The sequence below is a fragment of the Anoxybacillus sp. FSL W8-1294 genome (genome assembly GCF_037965005.1).
Classification (GTDB): domain Bacteria; phylum Bacillota; class Bacilli; order Bacillales; family Anoxybacillaceae; genus Anoxybacillus; species Anoxybacillus flavithermus_G.
The window spans coordinates 1,586,982-1,607,861 of sequence record NZ_CP150179.1 but is presented as its reverse complement, the minus strand read 5'-3'; the positions used below and the strand labels follow the sequence as shown (position 1 = coordinate 1,607,861).

Here is a 20,880-nt window from a genome sequence, read left to right as displayed (position 1 = left end):
TAAAGTGAAGCAAAAATGGACGAGGTGATTGCGGTGTTCCGAATGGTCGGGGCGATTTTGGCAGGGGGAGAATCACGCCGTTTTGGCAGCCCGAAGGCGTTTGCAAAGCAAAATGGCGTGTATTTTTTTCAACGCGCGGTTGAAGCGTTGCGTCCATCTGTCGAAGAACTATATATTGTCAGCCATCCGACGCTTGTGGCACGCTTTCAACAAGAAGCAAGCGAAAAAGTGATTGTCAATGACGAAAAATACCGTGGCCAAGGCCCGCTTGCTGGCATTTATACCGTCATGAAGCAAACGGAGGCGGACTGGGTATTTGTCCTTCCGTGCGATATGCCGTACATAACAGACCGGATGATTGAAAAAATGGTTTCCTGTATCAATGATTCGTTCGATATCGTTGTTTCCGCTCATTTTGGGCGCGTTCAACCGCTTGTTGGTGCATACCATCGTCGAGTGGTTGCCGATATGGAACAACTGGTGATGGCGGGAAATAACCGGATGTTTTTATTGCTGGAAAAACGTTGCGTTCGCTATGTAAATGAAACGGACTTTTCCGAAGAGCCACGCGTTTTTCGCAACATGAACTACGCAACAGAATGTGGCGATATTGTGACAGAAAAAGAGTTGTGATGAACATCACACGCCTCCTTTCTGTCGAACATTGGGAAATGCGCATTATCGACCATGCCCAGTCGGAAGAAGAAGGGTTTTATAAGGAGAAGGTAGAGGGGGAGCCACAGCTAGTAGAAACAATCGCTATGCTGAAGCGTGACCATGATTTGTTGCGCATGCTTGTGGCAGAGATTAAACAACGCATACAAACAGAAGTAAATCGCGACGTATTAGATCGTTTTCGGGCATTGTTTTTCCGATTGATATGGTATACTTGTTCGTAATACCGTTTTTGTTGTGTGGGCGATGTCACAGAGCGATGAACGGTTGTTTCCTATAGTGAAAATAGAACGATGCGTAAAATAATGATGGATAAAGAATTTATGCTTGGTCGGCTTTATTTCCTCGGTGACGGAATCTTTTTGCCAAAGCTGTACACGAGCGCGCATTGCTGCTAATGGGACGCTTTATACGTGCTTGTTCGCTACGGAAGGGGTATCATTGAAACAACTGTTGCGCCAAGGAGCAGATCGAACAGCGCTGAAACAGCTTATTGTTGATACGTGGAACAAGCGAACCGATCGTTATTCGGATGAGCGAACGGAGCAAACCGCGAAAATGCGCAAGAAAATCGAAATGTCCTATATTGGTGGATAAAAAATGGGATCGCTTTTATCAAGCGATCCTGTTTTACTGATTATTTCGCATTAGCAAGAATGCGTGGAAAGAGAATATTGTTTTCAAGATGAATATGAGTGAATAGATCTTCCTCTAGCGCTTCAAGCCGATTGTAAACTAGTCGATACGTTCCACATGCATCAAAAGGTGGTGTAAAATCGTTCGTGATTTTGCGAATTTCTTTAATAATATCTCCTGCCGTATCGTGTTCGGTAACAAGTTCTTCAATAACTTCTCTCATCGCTTGTTCATTTTCTTTTGTCGGATTTTGTTCGAATTGGATGATTAATGGAAATGCTTTTGTTTCTTCTTTCATTAAATGTTGCTCTAGATCGGCTTTTAAATCGTTGAACAGTTTATGCACTTGCACTAAATGCGGCTGTTCTGGTCCGTGCACGCGCAATACTTTTGTCACGTACGGGCTGAGCTGTGGCAATTCCTCCATTAAAAAACGGTGGTGTTTTTGGATAATATGATCGATTAATTCTGTATAGGAAGCCTCCATCCAGTTTTTTTCTACCTTTTCGAGCGATTTTTCATACAGTGATTGTAGCTCGCTTAAAATTGTTTCTATATCTAATTGTTTTTCAGCGAGCACTTCAGATAAGGAACGATTTCCACCACAACAAAAATCAATTTTATATGCTTTAAACAAATCGCCCGCTTTTGGGAACATCGCCACAATTTCACCGACCGTCGATTGTGCATTGAATATATTTTCCATAATTTTCTCCTCCGAAATGTATTGATATTTACAATGTAATCATATCTTCTTTTTTGTCTGTTTGTTGTGATGCTCATCACATGATTCTTGTGATTTTGGAAAAAACTTTGACAAATAAACTGTTCATATTGAAAGTATAATAGTTTATGAATAAATTTCCATATACCTTCTCGGGCTTTGAGCGCCATATGATCCGGGTGTTTTCCATAAATTAGATAATGATAGATTGCTAAATCCCTGCTAGTCTTATAAGCGAGCAACGGACTAGGAGGGATAACATGAGGAGATTATTAGCACTTGCTTCTGTCTTTGTAGCAGCTTTTTGTTTTTCAACAAATGAAGTAGCTGCACAAACGACAGTTCATTATGTAAAGCCAGGTGAAACGTTTTGGACGATTGCAAAAAGTTACAATGTTTCATTGCTAGAGCTTCAACGAATCAATCAAAAACAATCCGATATTTTATTCGTTGGTGAAGCGTTGCGTATTCCGCAACCTATTTCTCAAGCCGATAAAGATTTGTTAGCTCGCCTCGTTCATGCGGAAGCAAAAGGAGAGCCGTTTGCAGGAAAGGTGGCGGTTGCTACAGTCGTGTTGAATCGTGTCGACCACCCGAATTTTCCAAATACAATTCGCCAAGTCATTTATGAGCGTTCAGGGGGATATTATGCGTTTACTCCTGTACAAAATGGCGAGATTAACAAACCAGCAGATCGTGAAGCATATCGAGCGGTTGAAGAAGCCATTGCTTTTCGCGGTTTAGGAAGCGGATCATTATATTTTTACAATCCAAAAACGGCGAAAAGCGAATGGATCCGTTCACGTCAAGTGACAGTTGTTATTGGAAATCATGTATTTGCGAAATAGTTTTTTCTATGTAGGTGGAGAGCGCTGAAAAAGTTCACGAGAACTGTGAACTTTTTCAGCCTTTTTTATTTCTGGTGATTTAAGTCTATATCTTGAGATTGAAGAGGATCTGCTTTTTCACGTTTTAGATTATGACAGTGATTCAAACTCCTGTACGTGTGGGACCCCATGTAACGTGCAAAACGTAGCTGGTGGAGTTTTTTACTTTCCGAAAAACTTCGTTCAATGGGGAAAGGCCGAATAAGTTCAAAGACTTTCCTATTTCCTCAAAGACCTCTCGATGAATCGAAACTTGTAATACTTGATTGTTTTTTTCTTCCGCTGCAGGGCAACTAAATTCGTAACTTTTTTAATTCCGACTCATAGTACATACTCGACATTATTCGACTAATGTGGGAAATATCGTGCCCGAAAAGGTGAACATAAAGCGGAGTACATACTCGACATTATTCGACTAATGTGCAGAAAAAATATATGTTAAAATTAAAGAAACTTTTTATTTAGGAGGATTATGAATATATTAGTCGAAATATTATAAATATATTAGTCGAAATATAACGAAAAACATGTGATGGAGTCGAAACGAAGATGGATAATGTATATGCTCATACCCCACGGAAAAATGATCAAGAATGGCATTACTTGAAAGATCATTTGTTAAGCGTAGCGGAATTGGCACGGTCGTTTGCTGAGCCTTTTCAAGGTGGAAGAGTAGCTTATTTATGTGGACTTTTACACGATCTCGGCAAGTTTCATCCCCTTTTCCAAACATACTTAAAAAGAAAGGAAGATGGAGAGAATGCCCGAAGTGTTCCTCATGCAATTTGGGGGGCGGCTTTTATGTATCAGCTGTATTATGAAAAGTTAAAACATCCACACATTTGGAAATGGTTTGCCTTGCCGATTGCCGGTCATCATGCAGGTTTGAACTCATCTTTTTATTTATCTCTCACTTTAAAAGAGAATTTGAAAAAAAATTTCGCCCATTTTTCAGAAATTTTACAGCAGGCTGAACTGTTCTTAAAAGAGTTCGTATTTCCTTCGATGCGGTCGGGGATCGACACTTTGCCATGTTCTGAAACAGAAAGAGAGATGTGGATTCGTCTTGTCTTTTCAGCGCTCGTCGATGCCGATTATTTAGATACAGAGCGACATTTCCAACCAGAACTGTCTCAATCCCGTCAACCATTGGTTTCTATAGAAAGTTTATGGAACGGTTTTGTTGCCAATCAGACGAGATTGACTAAAGAAGCTGATGATACAGTCGTCAATCGGGTGCGAAGAGAAGTATATGAGGAATGTATTTATGCTGCAACCAAGCCACAAGGGATGTTTCGTTTGACAGTGCCAACTGGAGGAGGAAAAACAAGAAGTAGTCTGGCTTTTGCGCTGAAACATGCTATGGAGCATCGTCTCGATCGCGTCATTGTCGCGATTCCGTATACAAGCATTATTGAACAAACAGCAAACGTGTATCGCGATATTTTCGGGAATGATGCAGTGCTCGAACACCATAGCCAAGTTGAAGTAGATGATCAGAGGGAAACTGGAGAAGAACAAATTATCCAGCAACGTTTGTCGGCTGAAAATTGGGACGTGCCTCTCATCGTCACAACGACGGTACAGTTGTTTGATAGCTTATTCAGCAACCGGCCAAGCAAAGTGCGCAAACTGCATAACTTAGCGAACAGTGTAATTATTCTTGATGAAATTCAATCGCTACCAGCTGAGTTGTTGAAGCCCACATTAGACGCACTTACTATGCTAGTCAAGCATTGTAAAACAACGGTTGTTTTATCAAGTGCTACTCAGCCGTTTTTTGAAGAAAGCAAGTTTTTGAATGTGTTCTCACGAATAGAAGTAAGTGAGATCGTGCCATCACTGCTAGTAGACAAACACTTTCAGCAAATGAAACGCGTGGAATATGACGTATGGAAAACACCTATTTCAATGCAAGAGCTTGTGCACTTCATTCGGCAACAAAAACAATTGTTAGTTGTGTTTAATACGAGAAAAGAGGCGAGAGAGTGTGTTGAACTCCTTCGAGAAGATGAGGGGGTATTTCATCTGTCCACTCTTCTTTGCGGAGCGCATCGTCGGCGAATTTTAGATGAAGTGCGTGAGCGTCTGCGGAAGAATGAGTCAATTCGTCTAATTAGCACGCAAGTTGTTGAAGCAGGAGTTGACTTAGATTTTCCTATCGTCATGCGGCAAATGGGACCGCTTGATCGGATCGTCCAAGCAGCAGGGCGTTGCAATCGTGAAGGAAAGATTGACAAGGGGAAAGTAATTATTTTTGAAACAAAAGAAATGCCAAGTCCAAAAGGTCCGTATAAAACAGCCATGGAAACAGCGCGATTTTTATTGGCTCAAAGGCAACCTGAAGATTTGTATAACCCAAATATATTTCGTGAATATTTTCGCCGTCTATTCGCTGCGGTGGATGTGGATTCGAAAAACATACAAAAAGATCGGGAAACACTTGATTATCCATTAGTTGCTGAAAAATATCGCCTTATTGATCAGGATACGGTTTCCGTTATCGTTCCATATGCAGAGGCATTGAAATGCTTGCGAATGTGGGAATCTTCTCCGTCCCGCTATTCGTTTCGCCGTTTGCAACCATATATGATCCAGTTGTATCGTTTTGAGGCAGAGAAAAAAGAAAAAGATGGATGGTTGCGTGAAGTGGCGGATAATGTTTATGAATGGCTCGGTGATTATGATGAACGGTTAGGAATTATAGAAGAAGTTCATGATCCGTTCAGTCTAATTGGATAAAAAGAAAGGTGATAATATGATGCAACGTCAAGCAAAAGTGCAAGTAAAAGTGTGGGGGGATTACGCTTGTTTTACAAGACCAGAGTTCAAAGTAGAGCGCATTAGCTATCCTATCATGACGCCAAGCGCAGCGCGGGGAATATTGGAAGCGATTTTTTGGAAACCGGAATTTCGTTACGAGATTCGAAAGATCGGGATTTTGAGTTTGGGGGGGCAGCAAGCAATTTTGCGCAACGAAGTCACAAGCAAGCAAAACGAAAGTCCGATCGTGATTGAAAGTGTCCGCGCCCAGCGCACGAGCTTGATTTTAAAAAGCGTCGCCTATTGGATTATTGCAGAGATCGTGTTAACAAATCGCGCGGTTGATCCAGCGGCAAAATACCGAGATCAGTTTAACCGCCGGGTTGAGAGAGGGCAGTGCCATCATACGCCATATTTAGGAACGAGGGAGTTTGCCGCTTACTTTTCATCTATAGACGTAGATGATGTTGTTCAGCCAATCAATATGGACATTGGCACGATGTTATTTGATTTTGCTTTTATTGAAGATGATTCTAGAAAAGAAATGGAGTTTATCCGCCATGATGAGACAGGTACACGAACGGCGGCGGGATTTGCGAAGCCGCTCTTTTTTGAAGCAAAAGTAGAAAACGGTTGGCTACGTGTTCCAAAAGAAACATATGAGCAACTGTATGCATTGGAGGGACAAGATGCTTTACGAGTTGATTGAGTTTGCCACTAAGTTGCAGACAGAAAAGAAAATGCCTCCTCTTTGCTATGAAAAAAAACAAATCAATTGGATTATTGATTTAAGTGGAGAAACCCCTTATTTAAAAGGTCCGTTTGAAAAAGGGGAATATCGCATGATCGAAGCTCCGATTCGCCAAAGGTCAGGACAAGTGTCCGAGAAAAACTTGAAGCCGTATTTATTAGTCGACGATGCACGATATGTGTTGGGCATTCCAGAAAATAAAGAATCAAAAAAGATTGATGAAGCACAGCTTATGCATCAGGGCTATGTCGAGCTTATAAGAGAGGCTTATGAGCAGACAAGTATGCCAGAACTAAAAAAAATTCTTGACTTTCTTCACAGCCCTTTGAAAGTACAGTTTTTTCAATCGATCAAACCAAGAGATATTGTCACATTTCAAGTAGATGAAGAATCACTGATTTGTGAACATCCGAAAATCCAACGATTCTGGGTTCGACATTTAGAGCAAGAGCTGGTGTCTAATGATAGAAACTACTGTACGATTTGTAGAAACTACGCCCCTTATGTGCGTATTTTTCCAAGTGGGATTTCACTATTTAGTCAACGGCGTGGATTAACAACCTTTAATGAAAGAGCATTTGAATCGATGGGTAAAGATCAGACGAATAATGCCCCTATATGTTTTCATTGTGCAACGTTGACCGTAGACGTTTTCAATTACTTGTTGCGGGAAGATAAACATCATACAGAGTTATACAGGGACAAAAAAAAGAAAGACACTTTGCAAGCCCAAATGGCTGTATATTGGATCAATGATTCTACGAATGAAGGAAAACGAGGCGAAATACAAATCGATGAGAGTGTGTTCGCTTCCATACTTGAACTACAATCTTTTGAAGACGAGATATACGACTTGGCACCTCCCCCTGAGTTGAAGCAGTTGGAAGAATTACTTTCTCTTCCGAAAACGGGGCGGGAACAGGCGTTTCATTTAGATAAGACATCTTTTCACATGGCCGTTCTTTCTGCCAATAAAGCGAGATTAGTCGTTCGTGAGTGGATTCATACATCCATTTCCCAGTTGCTTGTACATTTGGAACGGTATACAACGGCTTTGCGTATTGTTCAGACAAATGGAGAAAATGGTCGTTTGTTGCCGCTAGCCACATTGATTCAGGCGGTTGATATGTCTCCAAGTTTAGTGCGTCAATATTTGCGTACAATTTACCAAGGAGCTTTGCCCCCTGCTGAACTATTGTCATTAGCTCTTCAACGTTTTCGCTTGCCGAAAGTGTTAGGCGAAGTGAAAGAGGCATGGAAATATCATGCCCTAGCATGCTTATTAAAACTATCTTTGACTTATGGAAAGGAGGAAGCAAGTACAATGGAATCTTTGAACATTCATTATTCACAGCCATCTTATATTTGCGGCCGCTTATTGGCGATATTGGAAGAAATTCAGTTGCGTGCTTCCGGATACCGAATTGGGAGCACAATTGTCGATCGTTTTTACGGCGCTGCTTCAACCGCTCCAGCATCAACATTTGGTTCGTTGCTACGACTTTCAACGACGGCTCATCTTTCGAAAGTGTCTGTTGAGCTTAGAAGTTTACTCGAGGAAGTCATGAAGCAATTGGATGAATGTGGAGGATTTCCGATAACCTTGAATTTAAGAGGGCAAGCAGAATTTGCTCTTGGATTTTATCATCAGCGCGCAGAATTTAGCAAACACCGTCCAAAAAATCAAACAAATAAAGAGGGGGAAAAATCATGACAGAACGCTATATAGATCCGAAAAAAAGACATGAGTTTGTACTGCTATTCGACGTAAAGGATGGAAACCCAAACGGAGATCCGGATGCTGGAAATATGCCCCGTGTTGATCCAGAAACGATGCATGGTATCGTAACTGACGTTGCTATTAAGCGGAAAATTAGAGACTACGCTGCAACGGTTTTAGGTAAACCAATTTTTATTCAAAGCCAAACAGCGTTAAATACAGTCATTTTTCAAGCGTATCAAGAAATTGGCGTACAGTTTGCTGAGATAAATTTAAGCAAAGAAGAAAGAGAAAATGAATTGCTGATCGATTGGATTACCCAGCTGGAAGAGAAAGGAGTGGAGCTCGAGGAGGGACGAATCATTTATACAGGGGAGGATGTCAAAGAAGCTGATATTCGCAAAAAACTCACTGAAGGTCTCGAAGAAGCGGGGCTTAAAAAGCAACTCGAATCCATGTTGCGAAATATCGCAAAGCGTTTAGTACAAGCTGCAAAAAATACGAAAATTGATGAACAAACGCGCCAAAAAGCGCAATACGCTTTGTGCCAAAAATACTATGATATTCGTATGTTCGGTGCTGTTATGTCAACAGGACTAAATGCTGGTCAAGTGCGTGGTCCAATGCAACTGACATTTTCTCGATCAATTGACCCGGTATTTCCATGGGATTTAACCATTACACGCTCAGCGATCACTAAAGAGTCGGATCGCCACAGAAAACAAACGGAGATGGGAAGAAAGCCGTTAATTCCATACGGCTTGTATCGCTTGCATGGATTTTACAATCCATTTTTCGGGGAGAAAACAGGAGTTACTGCGGAAGATCTAGCTAATTTTTGGGATGCACTCATTCATTTATTTACATTTGATCATTCTGCAGCCCGAGGCGAGATGAATGTGAGAGGTTTGTATATTTTCAGTCATGAAAATGCCAAGGGGACGGCGGCAGCTCACAAGCTGTTTGAATTGGTCAGAGTAGAGCGCTGTCAAGCCGAAGCGCCACGGTCGTTCAATGATTATGTATTGCTCGGACCTGTGGATGATGGACAAAAAGATGTCCCACTTGAACGATTCCCTGGCGTCACAGTGACGCGTCTCGTATAAACGTTGGAAAAGGATTGATCCCATGTGTTGGAACGAAGATGAATGGATTATGCTATCTGCTTTGCAACATTATGTATATTGTCCACGTCAATGTGCCTTAATCCATCTTGAACAGACATTTGAGGAAAACGTATTTACACTTCGGGGAAACCGGGTACATGAGCGTGTTGATAAACCAGAAGGGGAACAATTAGGGGACAAAAGAATTGAACGAGCGCTCCCCATTTGGTCTGAGCGTCTCGGGGTCATGGGAAAAGCAGATTGTGTTGAATTTTTTTCTGATGGAACACCATACCCAGTTGAGTACAAAGTCGGAAAGAGAAAGACAAAGCAGGCAGACATAGTACAGCTGATCGCTCAAGCTCTTTGTTTAGAAGAAATGTTTAATCGGCCCGTGACGAAAGGGGCTTTATACTATTACCAGTCAAGAAGACGATTAGAAATCGACATGACACAGGAGTTACGGAAACTAACGGAAGAAATAATACAGAGTGTAAGGAAAATGTTGAAAAACGAGCAACTGCCGCCACCCGTTAACGATGCGAGGTGTCGCGATTGCTCGTTACAAGACGTTTGCATGCCACAAGTTCCTGCTAATGTGATTGTATGGATGAACGAGGAGAATGGACAGTGATTAGAGTATTGTTAAACACACTATACATTCAGACGCCACAGGCGTATTTGCGTCTTGATCATGAAACAATTGTTGTCGAGGTGGAGGGCACAAAAACATTACAAGTTCCTATTCACCACATTGGTGCCATTGTTATGTTTGGACATGTTTCTATCAGCCCATATTTGCTCGGTAAATGTGTCAATCGAGGTATCTCTGTTATTTGGTATGATGCATACGGTCGTTTTTTAGCTCGAGCAGTAGGGAGGACGAATGGGAACGTGTTGCTTCGGAGAGCACAACATCGAGTGTTAGAAGATGAACAACAAATATTGCATATTGCTTCACGTTTTGTGTTTGGCAAGATTCGCAACAGCAAGAGCGTACTACAGCGGGCGATGCGTGATTATCCGGAGCAACGTCCACGCTTAGAACAATCGGTAAAACAGCTGAATCAGAGCTTGCGAAATATCGCAAAACAAACCACGTTAGATGAACTGCGGGGAGTTGAAGGGTATGCTTCATCTGTGTACTTTGAATCATTTACATCGCTTATAAGGTCGGATGAAGACGAGTTTTTTGCCTTTACCGTAAGATCCCGTCGTCCTCCGCGTGATCCAATCAATGCATGTTTGTCTTTTGCTTATAGCATTTTGACGCAAGATTGCATTTCAGCTCTAGAGGGCGTGGGGCTGGATCCACAGATTGGCTATTTGCATGCACTGCGGCCAGGAAAACCATCGTTGGGATTGGATCTTGTTGAGGAGTTTCGGCCATACTTAGCAGACCGTTTTGTTTTGACATTAATTAATCGAAAACAACTAGATAAAAGCGATTTTGACATGCGTCCAGGTGGGGCTGTATTTTTGAATGAAAAAGGAAGAAGAACATTTTTGGCTGCTTATCAAAAGAGGAAACAAGAAGAGATCCAACACCCTATTATAAACCAAAAAGTTCCATTGGGGTTACTGCCCCACGTACACGCTCGACTATTAGCCCGACATTTGCGTGGAGATATAGATGAATACGTGCCGTTTATCATGAGGTGATTACTAGTGGATATTTTAGTGACATATGATGTTGAGACATTGGAGTCAGATGGTCAAAAACGATTACGAAAAGTAGCAACTATTTGTCAAAATTTTGGACAACGTGTGCAAAAATCTGTTTTCGAGTGTAATGTCAGCCAAGCGCAGTTGGAAGAAATGGAACATCAATTGTTGAAAGTTATTGATCTAGAAAAAGATAGCTTACGAATATATACGTTATATGGTCAACGATCCAAAGCAGTTCGCTCCTATGGAAAGGACCATTACATTGATTATAATGATCCGATTATTTTGTAAGAGTAGAACATATACAATATGTGTAGCAGTTATGAATTTTGGTGCGCGAACATAAAGCAATAGTAAACAATCAGGAGGATCGCGATGAGTAAAAAAGGCTTAGTAAAGCGAAGATCCAAAAATTCATCAGAGACTATCTTTAGCCACAATGCACACCAGACAAAACAGTTCGCGTTTTTATACTTTTACACTTGCTTCACGCATAGGATTGAAGCGTAGGCAGTTGCACCCAGCATAAAAGCTGGGTGAGGATTGAAACTAGTATTTTTTATTTAGATTTAAATTTTTTAAAGTTGCACCCAGCATAAAAGCTGGGTGAGGATTGAAACTACTGTAATTCGTAATATTTCGGATGGGTTTGCGTTGCACCCAGCATAAAAGCTGGGTGAGGATTGAAACACGTTCTTGCAATCTTTCAAAATATCATCAAGGTTGCACCCAGCATAAAAGCTGGGTGAGGATTGAAACGTTGCTATTAAAGACGATTGGCTTTTGCTTTCTGGTTGCACCCAGCATAAAAGCTGGGTGAGGATTGAAACACCAACAACTGCGATAAAACCTAAATTGTGTTTCGAGTTGCACCCAGCATAAAAGCTGGGTGAGGATTGAAACTCTGGTACTCTATGGTTATTGGTCTGGTCATTTTGAGTTGCACCCAGCATAAAAGCTGGGTGAGGATTGAAACTCGATGATCGACCGTTAATTGTATTACCCGCATTGGGTTGCACCCAGCATAAAAGCTGGGTGAGGATTGAAACTGATAAAAAAGTAAGACCATTAACAGATAAAGTGAGTTGCACCCAGCATAAAAGCTGGGTGAGGATTGAAACAATTTGCTCATATCGAAAACTTCCACCGCTCCGATGTTGCACCCAGCATAAAAGCTGGGTGAGGATTGAAACAAACACATTAGATGGTCTAAACGTGCATTGCGCTCGTTGCACCCAGCATAAAAGCTGGGTGAGGATTGAAACATACAATGTAACAAAAAGAGGTGATCTAATGGCAAAGTTGCACCCAGCATAAAAGCTGGGTGAGGATTGAAACACGGTGACGTGAAGCGGTTCCTTCGGGGAACGGCGTGTTGCACCCAGCATAAAAGCTGGGTGAGGATTGAAACGGTGAAAGTCGGCCAACGTTGGTCAAAAAATTAAAACGTTGCACCCAGCATAAAAGCTGGGTGAGGATTGAAACACTTTTTCAAGAGTTGAAGAGAAAACATATGATGTTGCACCCAGCATAAAAGCTGGGTGAGGATTGAAACATTTGCTGAATGATGAGCGTTTTAATCTCCAAAGTTGCACCCAGCATAAAAGCTGGGTGAGGATTGAAACATGTGCACCATATAAAACCTTTCGCAACCCATGCTGGTTGCACCCAGCATAAAAGCTGGGTGAGGATTGAAACAAGAAGAATGACAGGATCGCGAAGCACAACCTTGTTGCACCCAGCATAAAAGCTGGGTGAGGATTGAAACACAAGTGTATCACCGTATCGACGATGGGATGTTGTTGCACCCAGCATAAAAGCTGGGTGAGGATTGAAACTTAACTCATTTTCAAGGTATTGAATTCGTTTTTTGCGCGTTGCACCCAGCATAAAAGCTGGGTGAGGATTGAAACGGTGAAAGTCGGCCAACGTTGGTCAAAAAATTAAAACGTTGCACCCAGCATAAAAGCTGGGTGAGGATTGAAACACTTTTTCAAGAGTTGAAGAGAAAACATATGATGTTGCACCCAGCATAAAAGCTGGGTGAGGATTGAAACATTTGCTGAATGATGAGCGTTTTAATCTCCAAAGTTGCACCCAGCATAAAAGCTGGGTGAGGATTGAAACATGTGCACCATATAAAACCTTTCGCAACCCATGCTGGTTGCACCCAGCATAAAAGCTGGGTGAGGATTGAAACAAGAAGAATGACAGGATCGCGAAGCACAACCTTGTTGCACCCAGCATAAAAGCTGGGTGAGGATTGAAACACAAGTGTATCACCGTATCGACGATGGGATGTTGTTGCACCCAGCATAAAAGCTGGGTGAGGATTGAAACTTAACTCATTTTCAAGGTATTGAATTCGTTTTTTGCGCGTTGCACCCAGCATAAAAGCTGGGTGAGGATTGAAACACATTCCTGCTCTTTTTCTGTCAGTAGCTTATGTGTTGCACCCAGCATAAAAGCTGGGTGAGGATTGAAACCTCGCTATCTTCACCCCAATAGTACGGCATCAAGATGTTGCACCCAGCATAAAAGCTGGGTGAGGATTGAAACTGCTTCATCGGTGCACGTTCATGAGGCGGAAGCGTTGCACCCAGCATAAAAGCTGGGTGAGGATTGAAACAGCTTCACCGCTTGCCCAACAATCGACGCAAACATAAGTTGCACCCAGCATAAAAGCTGGGTGAGGATTGAAACAATTTGTTGTAGTTTCCTGTTATAATCAATCCGTGTTGCACCCAGCATAAAAGCTGGGTGAGGATTGAAACCTCATCTTGTTAATTTTAGCCTTAATCGCTTTTGGGTTGCACCCAGCATAAAAGCTGGGTGAGGATTGAAACAAGACCAGAAAATCCGCAAAATGAGCGTGTTGTGATGTTGCACCCAGCATAAAAGCTGGGTGAGGATTGAAACATTTTCCAGCTGAAACATGATATACCCCCCTGTTGTTGCACCCAGCATAAAAGCTGGGTGAGGATTGAAACTGCAGAAGGAAGTATTGCGTAATAACGTATGTGCTGAAACTGTCGTGCGCATGACGATGTTGATCGTGGAACAATTATCAAATAAGTACATGCAACTGTATAAACATAAACAATATGATCCCATTCGGCAAGGGGATTTGCTTGTACGGGAGTTAGAGGAATATGTGAATATTATAAAATATGGAATTTACAAGTAAAGGCGGGGCTTTTCCCGCCTCATTTATTTGTAAGAAAATTATTGAAATTTTCTGTTTTTATATGATATGATATTCTCAAGGAATTTGAAACTATGTTTCGTAATACGCAACAAAAAAGAAAGGGGAATAATGATGGGGGAATATGTACAAGTTGGACGTTTGCAAGTCGCTAAGTTGTTTTATGAATTTATCGTTGAAGAAGTATTGCCAAATAGCCAAGTAGATAAAGATAAATTTTGGAAAAACTTTGAGCAACTCATTAATGAGTTAACACCAAAAAATAAAGCGTTGCTTGCCAAACGCGATGAGCTGCAAGAAAAAATTCATGAATGGCATAAACAACATCGTTCGCAGTTCAATTTTGAACAATATAAATCGTTTTTACAGGAAATCGGCTATTTAGAGCCGGAAGTCGAGGACTTTGAAATTACGACAGAAAATGTCGATGATGAAATTGCTAAACAGGCAGGACCGCAATTAGTTGTTCCGATTACAAATGCGCGCTATGCACTGAACGCAGCTAACGCTCGTTGGGGAAGTTTGTACGATGCGTTGTATGGAACAGATGTCATTAGTGAAGAAAATGGTGCGGAACGCGGGAAAGGATATAATCCGGTGCGCGGTGAAAAAGTCATCGCTTACGTTCGCACTTTTTTAGATGAAACGGTACCACTTCGCGGATATTCGCATAAAGATGCCGTTCAATATGCTGTCGTAAACGGCGTGTTAACCGTAACGGTAAAAGATGGGCAAGCGACAACGTTACGAGATGAGGAGAAATTTGTCGGGTACCAAGGTTCGCCTGAGCAACCGTCTGCCATTTTGTTAAAAAATAATGGTCTACATATTGAAATACAAGTGGATCGTAACCATCCGATCGGGCAGACTGATCTAGCAGGGATAAAGGACGTTTATGTAGAAGCAGCTTTAACAACAATTATGGATTGTGAAGATTCCGTTGCCGCAGTAGACGCGGAAGATAAAGTACTTGTATATCGCAATTTGCTCGGTTTAGTTCGAGGTGATTTAACGGCGAGCTTCGCGAAAGGAAGCAAAACGGTTACACGCGAGCTAAATCCAGATCGTGTATATACAACGCCAAGTGGAGAAACGTTCACATTGCCAGGACGCTCACTTATGTTTGTACGCAACGTCGGACATTTAATGACAAACAATACAATTTTGCTTGAAAACGGAGAAGAAGTGTATGAAGGTATTTTAGATGCGGTTGTGACGACGTTAATTATGAAACATTCGCTTCTTGGTAATGGAAAATACGTCAATTCAAGAAAAGGTTCGATTTATATTGTAAAGCCAAAAATGCACGGTTCAGAAGAAGTAGCATTTGCGAACGAATTATTTGATCGTGTGGAAGATATGCTCGGTCTTGAACGCAACACGATTAAAATTGGTGTAATGGATGAAGAACGACGGACAACGTTGAATTTAAAAAATTGTATTTATCAAGTAAGAGATAGAATTGTTTTTATTAATACAGGCTTTTTAGATCGCACAGGAGATGAAATTCATACGTCTATGGAAGCGGGTCCGATGATTCGGAAAAACGAAATGAAATCATCAACATGGCTGCAAGGCTATGAAAAATCAAACGTTAGTGTGGGATTGGCGACAGGCTTTCAAGGACGTGCTCAAATTGGTAAAGGAATGTGGGCAATGCCAGATATGATGGCAGAGATGGTGAAGCAAAAAATCGCCCATCTTCAAGCGGGAGCAAATACAGCGTGGGTACCGTCCCCAACAGCAGCGACGTTACATGCGCTTCATTACCATCAAGTAGATGTATTCGCGGTACAAGACGAATTGAAAAAGGATGTAAAGAACTATCGTGATGATATTTTACAAATTCCTGTCGCTATCAATCCGCAATGGACGCCAGAAGAGATTCAACAAGAGTTAGATAACAACGCACAAGGTATTCTCGGTTACGTCGTTCGTTGGATTGATCAAGGGATTGGATGTTCGAAAGTACCGGATATTCATAACATCGGTCTCATGGAAGATCGTGCAACGTTGCGTATTTCAAGTCAACATATTGCCAACTGGTTGCATCATGGCATTTGTACGAAAGAACAAGTACTTGAAACGCTAAAGCGAATGGCGAAAGTTGTTGATGAACAAAACGCAGACGACCCAGCATATCGGCCAATGTCGGTTGATTATGACAATTCAGTTGCTTTCCAAGCTGCGTGCGATCTTGTTTTTAAAGGCTATGAGCAGCCAAACGGCTATACGGAGCCAATCTTACATCGCCGCCGTTTAGAAGCAAAAGCAAAATATGCACATGTAAAACAATAGTAAGATGGAGGGCATTCTATACGAGTGCCCTCGTTATTATGTTAAAGGTGGGAAACGTAATGAGGGAAGATTCGTTTGTGAAATCAGTCAGCCGAGCATTGCAAATTGTCGATATGGTAAGCAACTATCGTCATGGCGTAGGGGTAACCGAAATTGCTAAGCAAATTGGCATTCATAAAAGCTCGGTGTATCGGTTATTATCAACGCTTGTTGAGCATGGGTATATCGAACAAGATGAAGAAACAGAGCGTTATAAACTTGGTTATAAATTTTTAGAAATGAGCTCGAAGTTGTTGGAATCGATTGATTTGCGTAAAGAAGCAAAGCCGTATTTACGTGAGTTAGAACAAATGACGAACGAAGTGGTGCATCTTGTTGTGTACGATCAAGGTGAGGTGATTTATATTGAAAAATTGGACGGAAATGAAACGTTGCGCATGCATTCGAAAGTTGGAAAGCGAGCACCGATGCATTGTACGGCTGTCGGGAAAGCGATTTTAGCGCACTTACCAAAGCACGTTGTCATGGACATTTTAGAAAGAAAAGGACTACCGCCACATACAGATTATACGATTACAGAGCGAGAGGTGTTGTTTCATGAACTTGAATGTGTTCGAAAACGCGGTTATGCGCTCGATTTAGAGGAAAACGAGTACGGCATCCGTTGTATAGCTGTGCCTATTTTTGATCACACAAAGCAAGTTGTTGCAGCAGTCAGCGTTTCTGGACCGACGATTCGAATGACTGATGAACGACTAGAACAACTTCGCATACAAATGAAAGCGATTGGAAAACAAATTTCTGAGCGGCTTGGGTATATTGATAAATGACGTATACGTACGGTCTCCAACTATAGTATAATAGTAAGAAAGCGAAGTTTAAGGAGGTCGCTTTATGGTACAACGTGTTGTGAAAACAACCTACTTGCTTGGGCTTTTGTTTCTCGTTTCAGCACTTGTTTATTTTTTTGCTTCGAATTGGCCGGAGCTTGGACGGTTGACGAAAGTCGGGATTGGTGCTGGGTTTATGATTTTGTTTTATGGCCTGAGCGCCACGGTTTTTCGCCATCATTTTTTTAGTAAATGGTTGCTTATTTTTGGAGCGATTACGTTCGGGATTTGTGTTGCATTAATTGGGCAAGTGTATAATTCACACGCTGATAGCTTTTTGTTGTTTTTTATTTGGTTTATTCCTACTGCTATTTTGGCATGGCTTACTCGCGGTCGATTTCTCTCTATATTCAGTTTTGGGTTGCTGCAGCTTACATTTTGGTTTTACTATTTTCCGTCTTCGTATCAAATTGAACGTGGAGAATGGCAGTCGTTTTTTATTTTATTGCTTTTTGCTGTAATAAATGGAATGATTGCACTTCTTGGGCGCTCATCCATCTTGTCTGTTCTATCGTATTTCGCGATGCATAGTTGGTTATTTGTTGTATTTGTGCAAGGAATTTCAATGAATCAGTTTCATTTTTGGCCATACGTGTATGCACTCATGTTTGTGCTGTTTTTATTATATGTAAGGAAACAACCGTATTTTCTATGTACTTTGCTGTTCGCAGGCATGTTTTCCGTTATTCAATATTTTCGTTTCGTCGATCGATATTTTGGAGGAAATTGGTATATATTTGGGCTTGTATTAGCTATCATCATCGTTTATATAGGCATTTATGTGCTTCGTTGGATGAAAAAGCGAAGCAACGGAAAAGTAGAAAAAGTTTTCCTTGTCGCTTTTCAAATCATTGTCACAGGGGTTGCTTCGGTCATTGCGATTGGAAGTATTATGCAGTTATTATCGTTTTGGTTTGATGTGTTTTCTCCTTATTGGTTGTTTAGTATATCTGTTTTTTTATTTGTTGTTCCTGGGTTGTTATGGAAAAGATGGGATGATGTTGTTCGCTATACGTTGCTTGCGATTGGATATACGCTCGGTGCGTTTAGCGTAACAGAGGTTTCCTTTATCGTAATTAGTGTATATATCGCTGGATTATTTATTGTTGCGTGGCGTATGCCAGCAGGTGTGCGAACGATGACGAATATCGCTGTTTCGCTTTATGCTGCTATGATGATGCTTGATGAATGGAGCGACATTCGTTTCACGCTATTTGCTGTATTTGTTTTTTACGGCATTATTTATTGGGTTACAAAACATACGTATGAGCGACTCGTGTTCCTCATTTTTTCATTCACTTCGTTTCTGTTATTGACGAGTGCTGATTTAGTTGAGATGGATTGGATGTATGTTGTATGGAACGTACTGTTTCTTTGCTTTGTTGCCTTTGTTCTCTTTTTCCGTACAAATGAAAAGGAACAATCGATTGCTTGGTTATATACTTTTTTGTTTTTGATTCTAAAGTATTATGAGTGGGTTTGGAGTTTATTGCATAAATCCATGACGTTAGCGATTGTTGGTATATGTTTATTGATCGTTGCTTCGGTCGTACAAAAAAGAAAAGCGATTTCGTTTTCTGTCCGTGAACAAAAATGGTTACTCCTTTTGGTCGTCATCACCTTACAAGTTGTATTTATCGCGTATGTGACATTTGATAAGGAACGACATATTCGGCATGGTGAGCAAATCAAACTGCAGCTTGAGCCCATCGATCCACGTTCACTTATTCAAGGAGATTATGTTCGTCTTCAATACGATATTTCAACAATTGAAGGGATTGATGAATGGGGCAAAGTTCAAGTTATTTTACGAAAAGATGATACGGGGGTTCATCGATTTGTCGGTATTTATTCGGTTAATGGAAAAAAACGAAATGGGGATATGTATCAAGAAGGGGATGTATTAGTAAACGGAAATATATATGGAGATACGATCATTTATGGAATTGAAACGTATTTTGTCCCTGAAAAAACAGGGGGAGACATACAACAGCGCGCTCGCTTTGCATATGTACGCGTGAGTAAGACAGGAGATGCGTTGTTAGAGAAAATTGTTGAGCAGTGAGAAGACCCGCCGCCTCACACCGAGACGGCGAGTTTCTTATTTCCCAATAAACATTTGTGTCCAATAATTTCCGTTTCCGTCAAATCCGACACCGATATGCGTAAAGTTACGATTTAAAATGTTCGCTCGGTGTCCTGCGCTATTCATCCATGCGTTGACAACCTCTTGTGGTGTCCGTTGCCCTTTTGCGATGTTTTCCCCTGCTGTCCGATAAGAAACGCCAAAATCGCGCATCATATCAAACGGAGATCCGTATGTTGGGCTTGTATGCGAGAAATAATTATTTTTTCGCATATCTTCCGATTTTTTCTGAGCAACAGAGCTAAGTTGGGCATCAGCACGTAAGGCTGGAAGTCCTGCCCGAGCACGTTCTCTATTTGTCAAATCAATGACTTGTTGTGCATATTGGCTAATACTTGTTGTCGGTGTTGTCTGTCTTGGTTGCTGCTGAGCTGGTTGTTGTGTTTGTCTGTTCGGTTGTGCCGGCGTTACCTGATTCGGACGTTGATACGCGTTTGGTGCTGGCGTATAAGGTCTTGGTTGCATATACATTCTTTGCTGTTCCATCAACGATCGTTCAATTTGTGTGCGCAGATTGGCTGCGTCTTTCGGATCGATTGGAACAAATTTATAACGAGCTTCTTGAATCAATATCGCTTTTGTATGAGGATATTGATCGCTAGATAGCGTTGTATGCAAAGCAGAAATGTTTGAACGATTGTTCATATCCATTGCGTTGTTACAGCCAACAATGGCAAGTAAACTTAAAGCGGCAATAGATTTTGTCAACTTTGCTATCATTTCCTCATCCCTCCTTGGCATATTTCATCGTCATGCACCGTTAGTTTTTACAATGATGAGGCAAACTAAAGATGGGAATGGTTGAGAAATGTTTTTTCCTCTTTTTGTTTTTTAAAAATGACAAGATTGTGACAGACAAAATGATATTTACTTTAAATTGAATACAATCTGTAAGCGCTTTAATATAAAGCTATAGCAAGACCAAATAAACAAAGGAGGAGAGAACATGGAAAATCAAACAGGTTTTCGTGTGAAAGTGCAACGTTTTGGCAGTTATTTAAGCGGAATGATTATGCCAAACATTGGGGCATTTATTGCGTGGGGAATTATTACTGCATTATTCATCCCAACAGGTTGGTTGCCAAATGAAACATTCGCTAAATTAGTTGGCCCAATGATTACGTATTTATTGCCATTATTAATCGGTTATACAGGCGGAAAAATGATTTATGACGTTCGCGGTGGTGTCGTCGGTGCAACCGCAACGATGGGGGTTATTGTCGGTTCAGACATTCCGATGTTTTTAGGGGCCATGATTATGGGTCCACTTGGAGGATATGCAATCAAACAGTTTGACAAGCTATTCCACGGAAAAGTCAAACAAGGTTTTGAAATGTTAGTGAACAACTTTTCAGCAGGTATTATTGGTGGAGCGCTCACATTTGTTTAAAATACATGGAGATGTCAAGTA

16 protein-coding genes, 2 pseudogenes and 1 CRISPR repeat array are annotated in these 20,880 nt (G+C 41.2%); of the genes and pseudogenes, 16 read left to right on the top strand and 2 right to left on the bottom strand.

What is annotated here, in order from left to right; translation table 11 throughout:
* The first annotated feature begins 15 nt into the window (after positions 1–15).
* The 3 genes and pseudogenes from NSQ23_RS08575 to NSQ23_RS08565 form a co-directional block, all read left to right on the top strand.
* Positions 16–633, top strand: a complete 618-nt coding sequence (locus NSQ23_RS08575; RefSeq protein WP_339170176.1) for a molybdenum cofactor guanylyltransferase — start codon at positions 16–18, stop codon at positions 631–633.
* Positions 633–899, top strand: coding sequence for a hypothetical protein (locus NSQ23_RS08570; protein ID WP_339170174.1), 267 nt, complete (start codon positions 633–635; stop codon positions 897–899). Before NSQ23_RS08575 ends, NSQ23_RS08570 begins: the two co-directional genes overlap by 1 nt.
* Before the next feature lie 106 nt (positions 900–1,005).
* Positions 1,006–1,272: pseudogene (locus NSQ23_RS08565) on the top strand (GTP 3',8-cyclase MoaA); the annotation flags it as partial.
* Between the two features lie 40 nt (positions 1,273–1,312).
* Here NSQ23_RS08565 and ric read toward each other — a convergent pair.
* Positions 1,313–2,017, bottom strand: a complete 705-nt coding sequence (ric, locus tag NSQ23_RS08560) for an iron-sulfur cluster repair di-iron protein (RefSeq protein WP_064213990.1) — start codon at positions 2,015–2,017, stop codon at positions 1,313–1,315.
* A 278-nt stretch (positions 2,018–2,295) separates the two neighbouring features.
* Between ric and NSQ23_RS08555 the strand changes: the two genes are divergently transcribed.
* The 12 genes from NSQ23_RS08555 (at position 2,296) to NSQ23_RS08500 (ending at position 19,388) form a co-directional block, all read left to right on the top strand.
* Entirely contained in the window at positions 2,296–2,883 is a 588-nt protein-coding gene (locus NSQ23_RS08555) for a cell wall hydrolase (protein WP_339170172.1), read from the top strand.
* A 588-nt stretch (positions 2,884–3,471) separates the two neighbouring features.
* Positions 3,472–5,664 (top strand): CRISPR-associated helicase Cas3', encoded by a 2,193-nt coding sequence (gene cas3, locus NSQ23_RS08550; RefSeq protein ID WP_192949375.1) that lies wholly within the window; start codon positions 3,472–3,474, stop codon positions 5,662–5,664.
* 19 nt (positions 5,665–5,683) lie between these two features.
* Complete coding sequence (gene cas5c / locus NSQ23_RS08545; RefSeq protein WP_035018693.1) at positions 5,684–6,394, top strand: type I-C CRISPR-associated protein Cas5c; 711 nt, start codon at positions 5,684–5,686, stop codon at positions 6,392–6,394.
* Positions 6,375–8,150, top strand: a complete 1,776-nt coding sequence (gene cas8c / locus NSQ23_RS08540; protein WP_339170169.1) for a type I-C CRISPR-associated protein Cas8c/Csd1 — start codon at positions 6,375–6,377, stop codon at positions 8,148–8,150. The genes cas5c and cas8c overlap by 20 nt, the downstream gene beginning before the upstream one ends.
* Positions 8,147–9,262, top strand: a complete 1,116-nt coding sequence (gene cas7c / locus NSQ23_RS08535) for a type I-C CRISPR-associated protein Cas7/Csd2 (RefSeq protein ID WP_004890797.1) — start codon at positions 8,147–8,149, stop codon at positions 9,260–9,262. Before cas8c ends, cas7c begins: the two co-directional genes overlap by 4 nt.
* A gap of 22 nt (positions 9,263–9,284) precedes the next feature.
* Positions 9,285–9,896, top strand: coding sequence for a CRISPR-associated protein Cas4 (gene cas4 / locus NSQ23_RS08530; RefSeq protein ID WP_004890794.1), 612 nt, complete (start codon positions 9,285–9,287; stop codon positions 9,894–9,896).
* Positions 9,893–10,924 carry a type I-C CRISPR-associated endonuclease Cas1c gene (gene cas1c / locus NSQ23_RS08525; protein ID WP_192949376.1) on the top strand — a complete coding sequence of 344 codons (1,032 nt, stop codon included), beginning with the start codon at positions 9,893–9,895 and terminating at the stop codon, positions 10,922–10,924. Before cas4 ends, cas1c begins: the two co-directional genes overlap by 4 nt.
* Before the next feature lie 6 nt (positions 10,925–10,930).
* Positions 10,931–11,221 carry a CRISPR-associated endonuclease Cas2 gene (gene cas2 / locus NSQ23_RS08520; protein ID WP_004890789.1) on the top strand — a complete coding sequence of 97 codons (291 nt, stop codon included), beginning with the start codon at positions 10,931–10,933 and terminating at the stop codon, positions 11,219–11,221.
* A 222-nt stretch (positions 11,222–11,443) separates the two neighbouring features.
* A CRISPR array of direct repeats spans positions 11,444–13,920; the repeat unit is 37 nt; unit sequence GTTGCACCCAGCATAAAAGCTGGGTGAGGATTGAAAC.
* A gap of 14 nt (positions 13,921–13,934) precedes the next feature.
* Positions 13,935–14,117, top strand: coding sequence for a hypothetical protein (locus tag NSQ23_RS08515; RefSeq protein ID WP_155116428.1), 183 nt, complete (start codon positions 13,935–13,937; stop codon positions 14,115–14,117).
* Positions 14,118–14,249: 132 nt separating this feature from the next.
* Positions 14,250–16,433: a malate synthase G gene (locus NSQ23_RS08510; RefSeq protein WP_339170163.1), complete on the top strand. Its 2,184-nt coding sequence runs from the start codon at positions 14,250–14,252 to the stop codon at positions 16,431–16,433.
* Between the two features lie 59 nt (positions 16,434–16,492).
* A complete protein-coding gene (locus NSQ23_RS08505; RefSeq protein ID WP_164970107.1) occupies positions 16,493–17,263 on the top strand; it encodes an IclR family transcriptional regulator in 771 nt (256 codons plus the stop codon).
* A gap of 64 nt (positions 17,264–17,327) precedes the next feature.
* A complete protein-coding gene (locus NSQ23_RS08500; RefSeq protein WP_339170160.1) occupies positions 17,328–19,388 on the top strand; it encodes a GDYXXLXY domain-containing protein in 2,061 nt (686 codons plus the stop codon).
* Between the two features lie 36 nt (positions 19,389–19,424).
* On the opposite strand, the gene NSQ23_RS08495 is transcribed toward NSQ23_RS08500, so the two are convergent.
* Entirely contained in the window at positions 19,425–20,189 is a 765-nt protein-coding gene (locus NSQ23_RS08495) for a CAP domain-containing protein (protein ID WP_171700087.1), read from the bottom strand.
* 226 nt (positions 20,190–20,415) lie between these two features.
* Here NSQ23_RS08495 and NSQ23_RS08490 point away from each other — a divergent pair.
* Positions 20,416–20,850, top strand: a pseudogene (locus tag NSQ23_RS08490) (PTS transporter subunit EIIC); the annotation flags it as partial.
* Between the last annotated feature and the right edge of the window lie 30 nt (positions 20,851–20,880).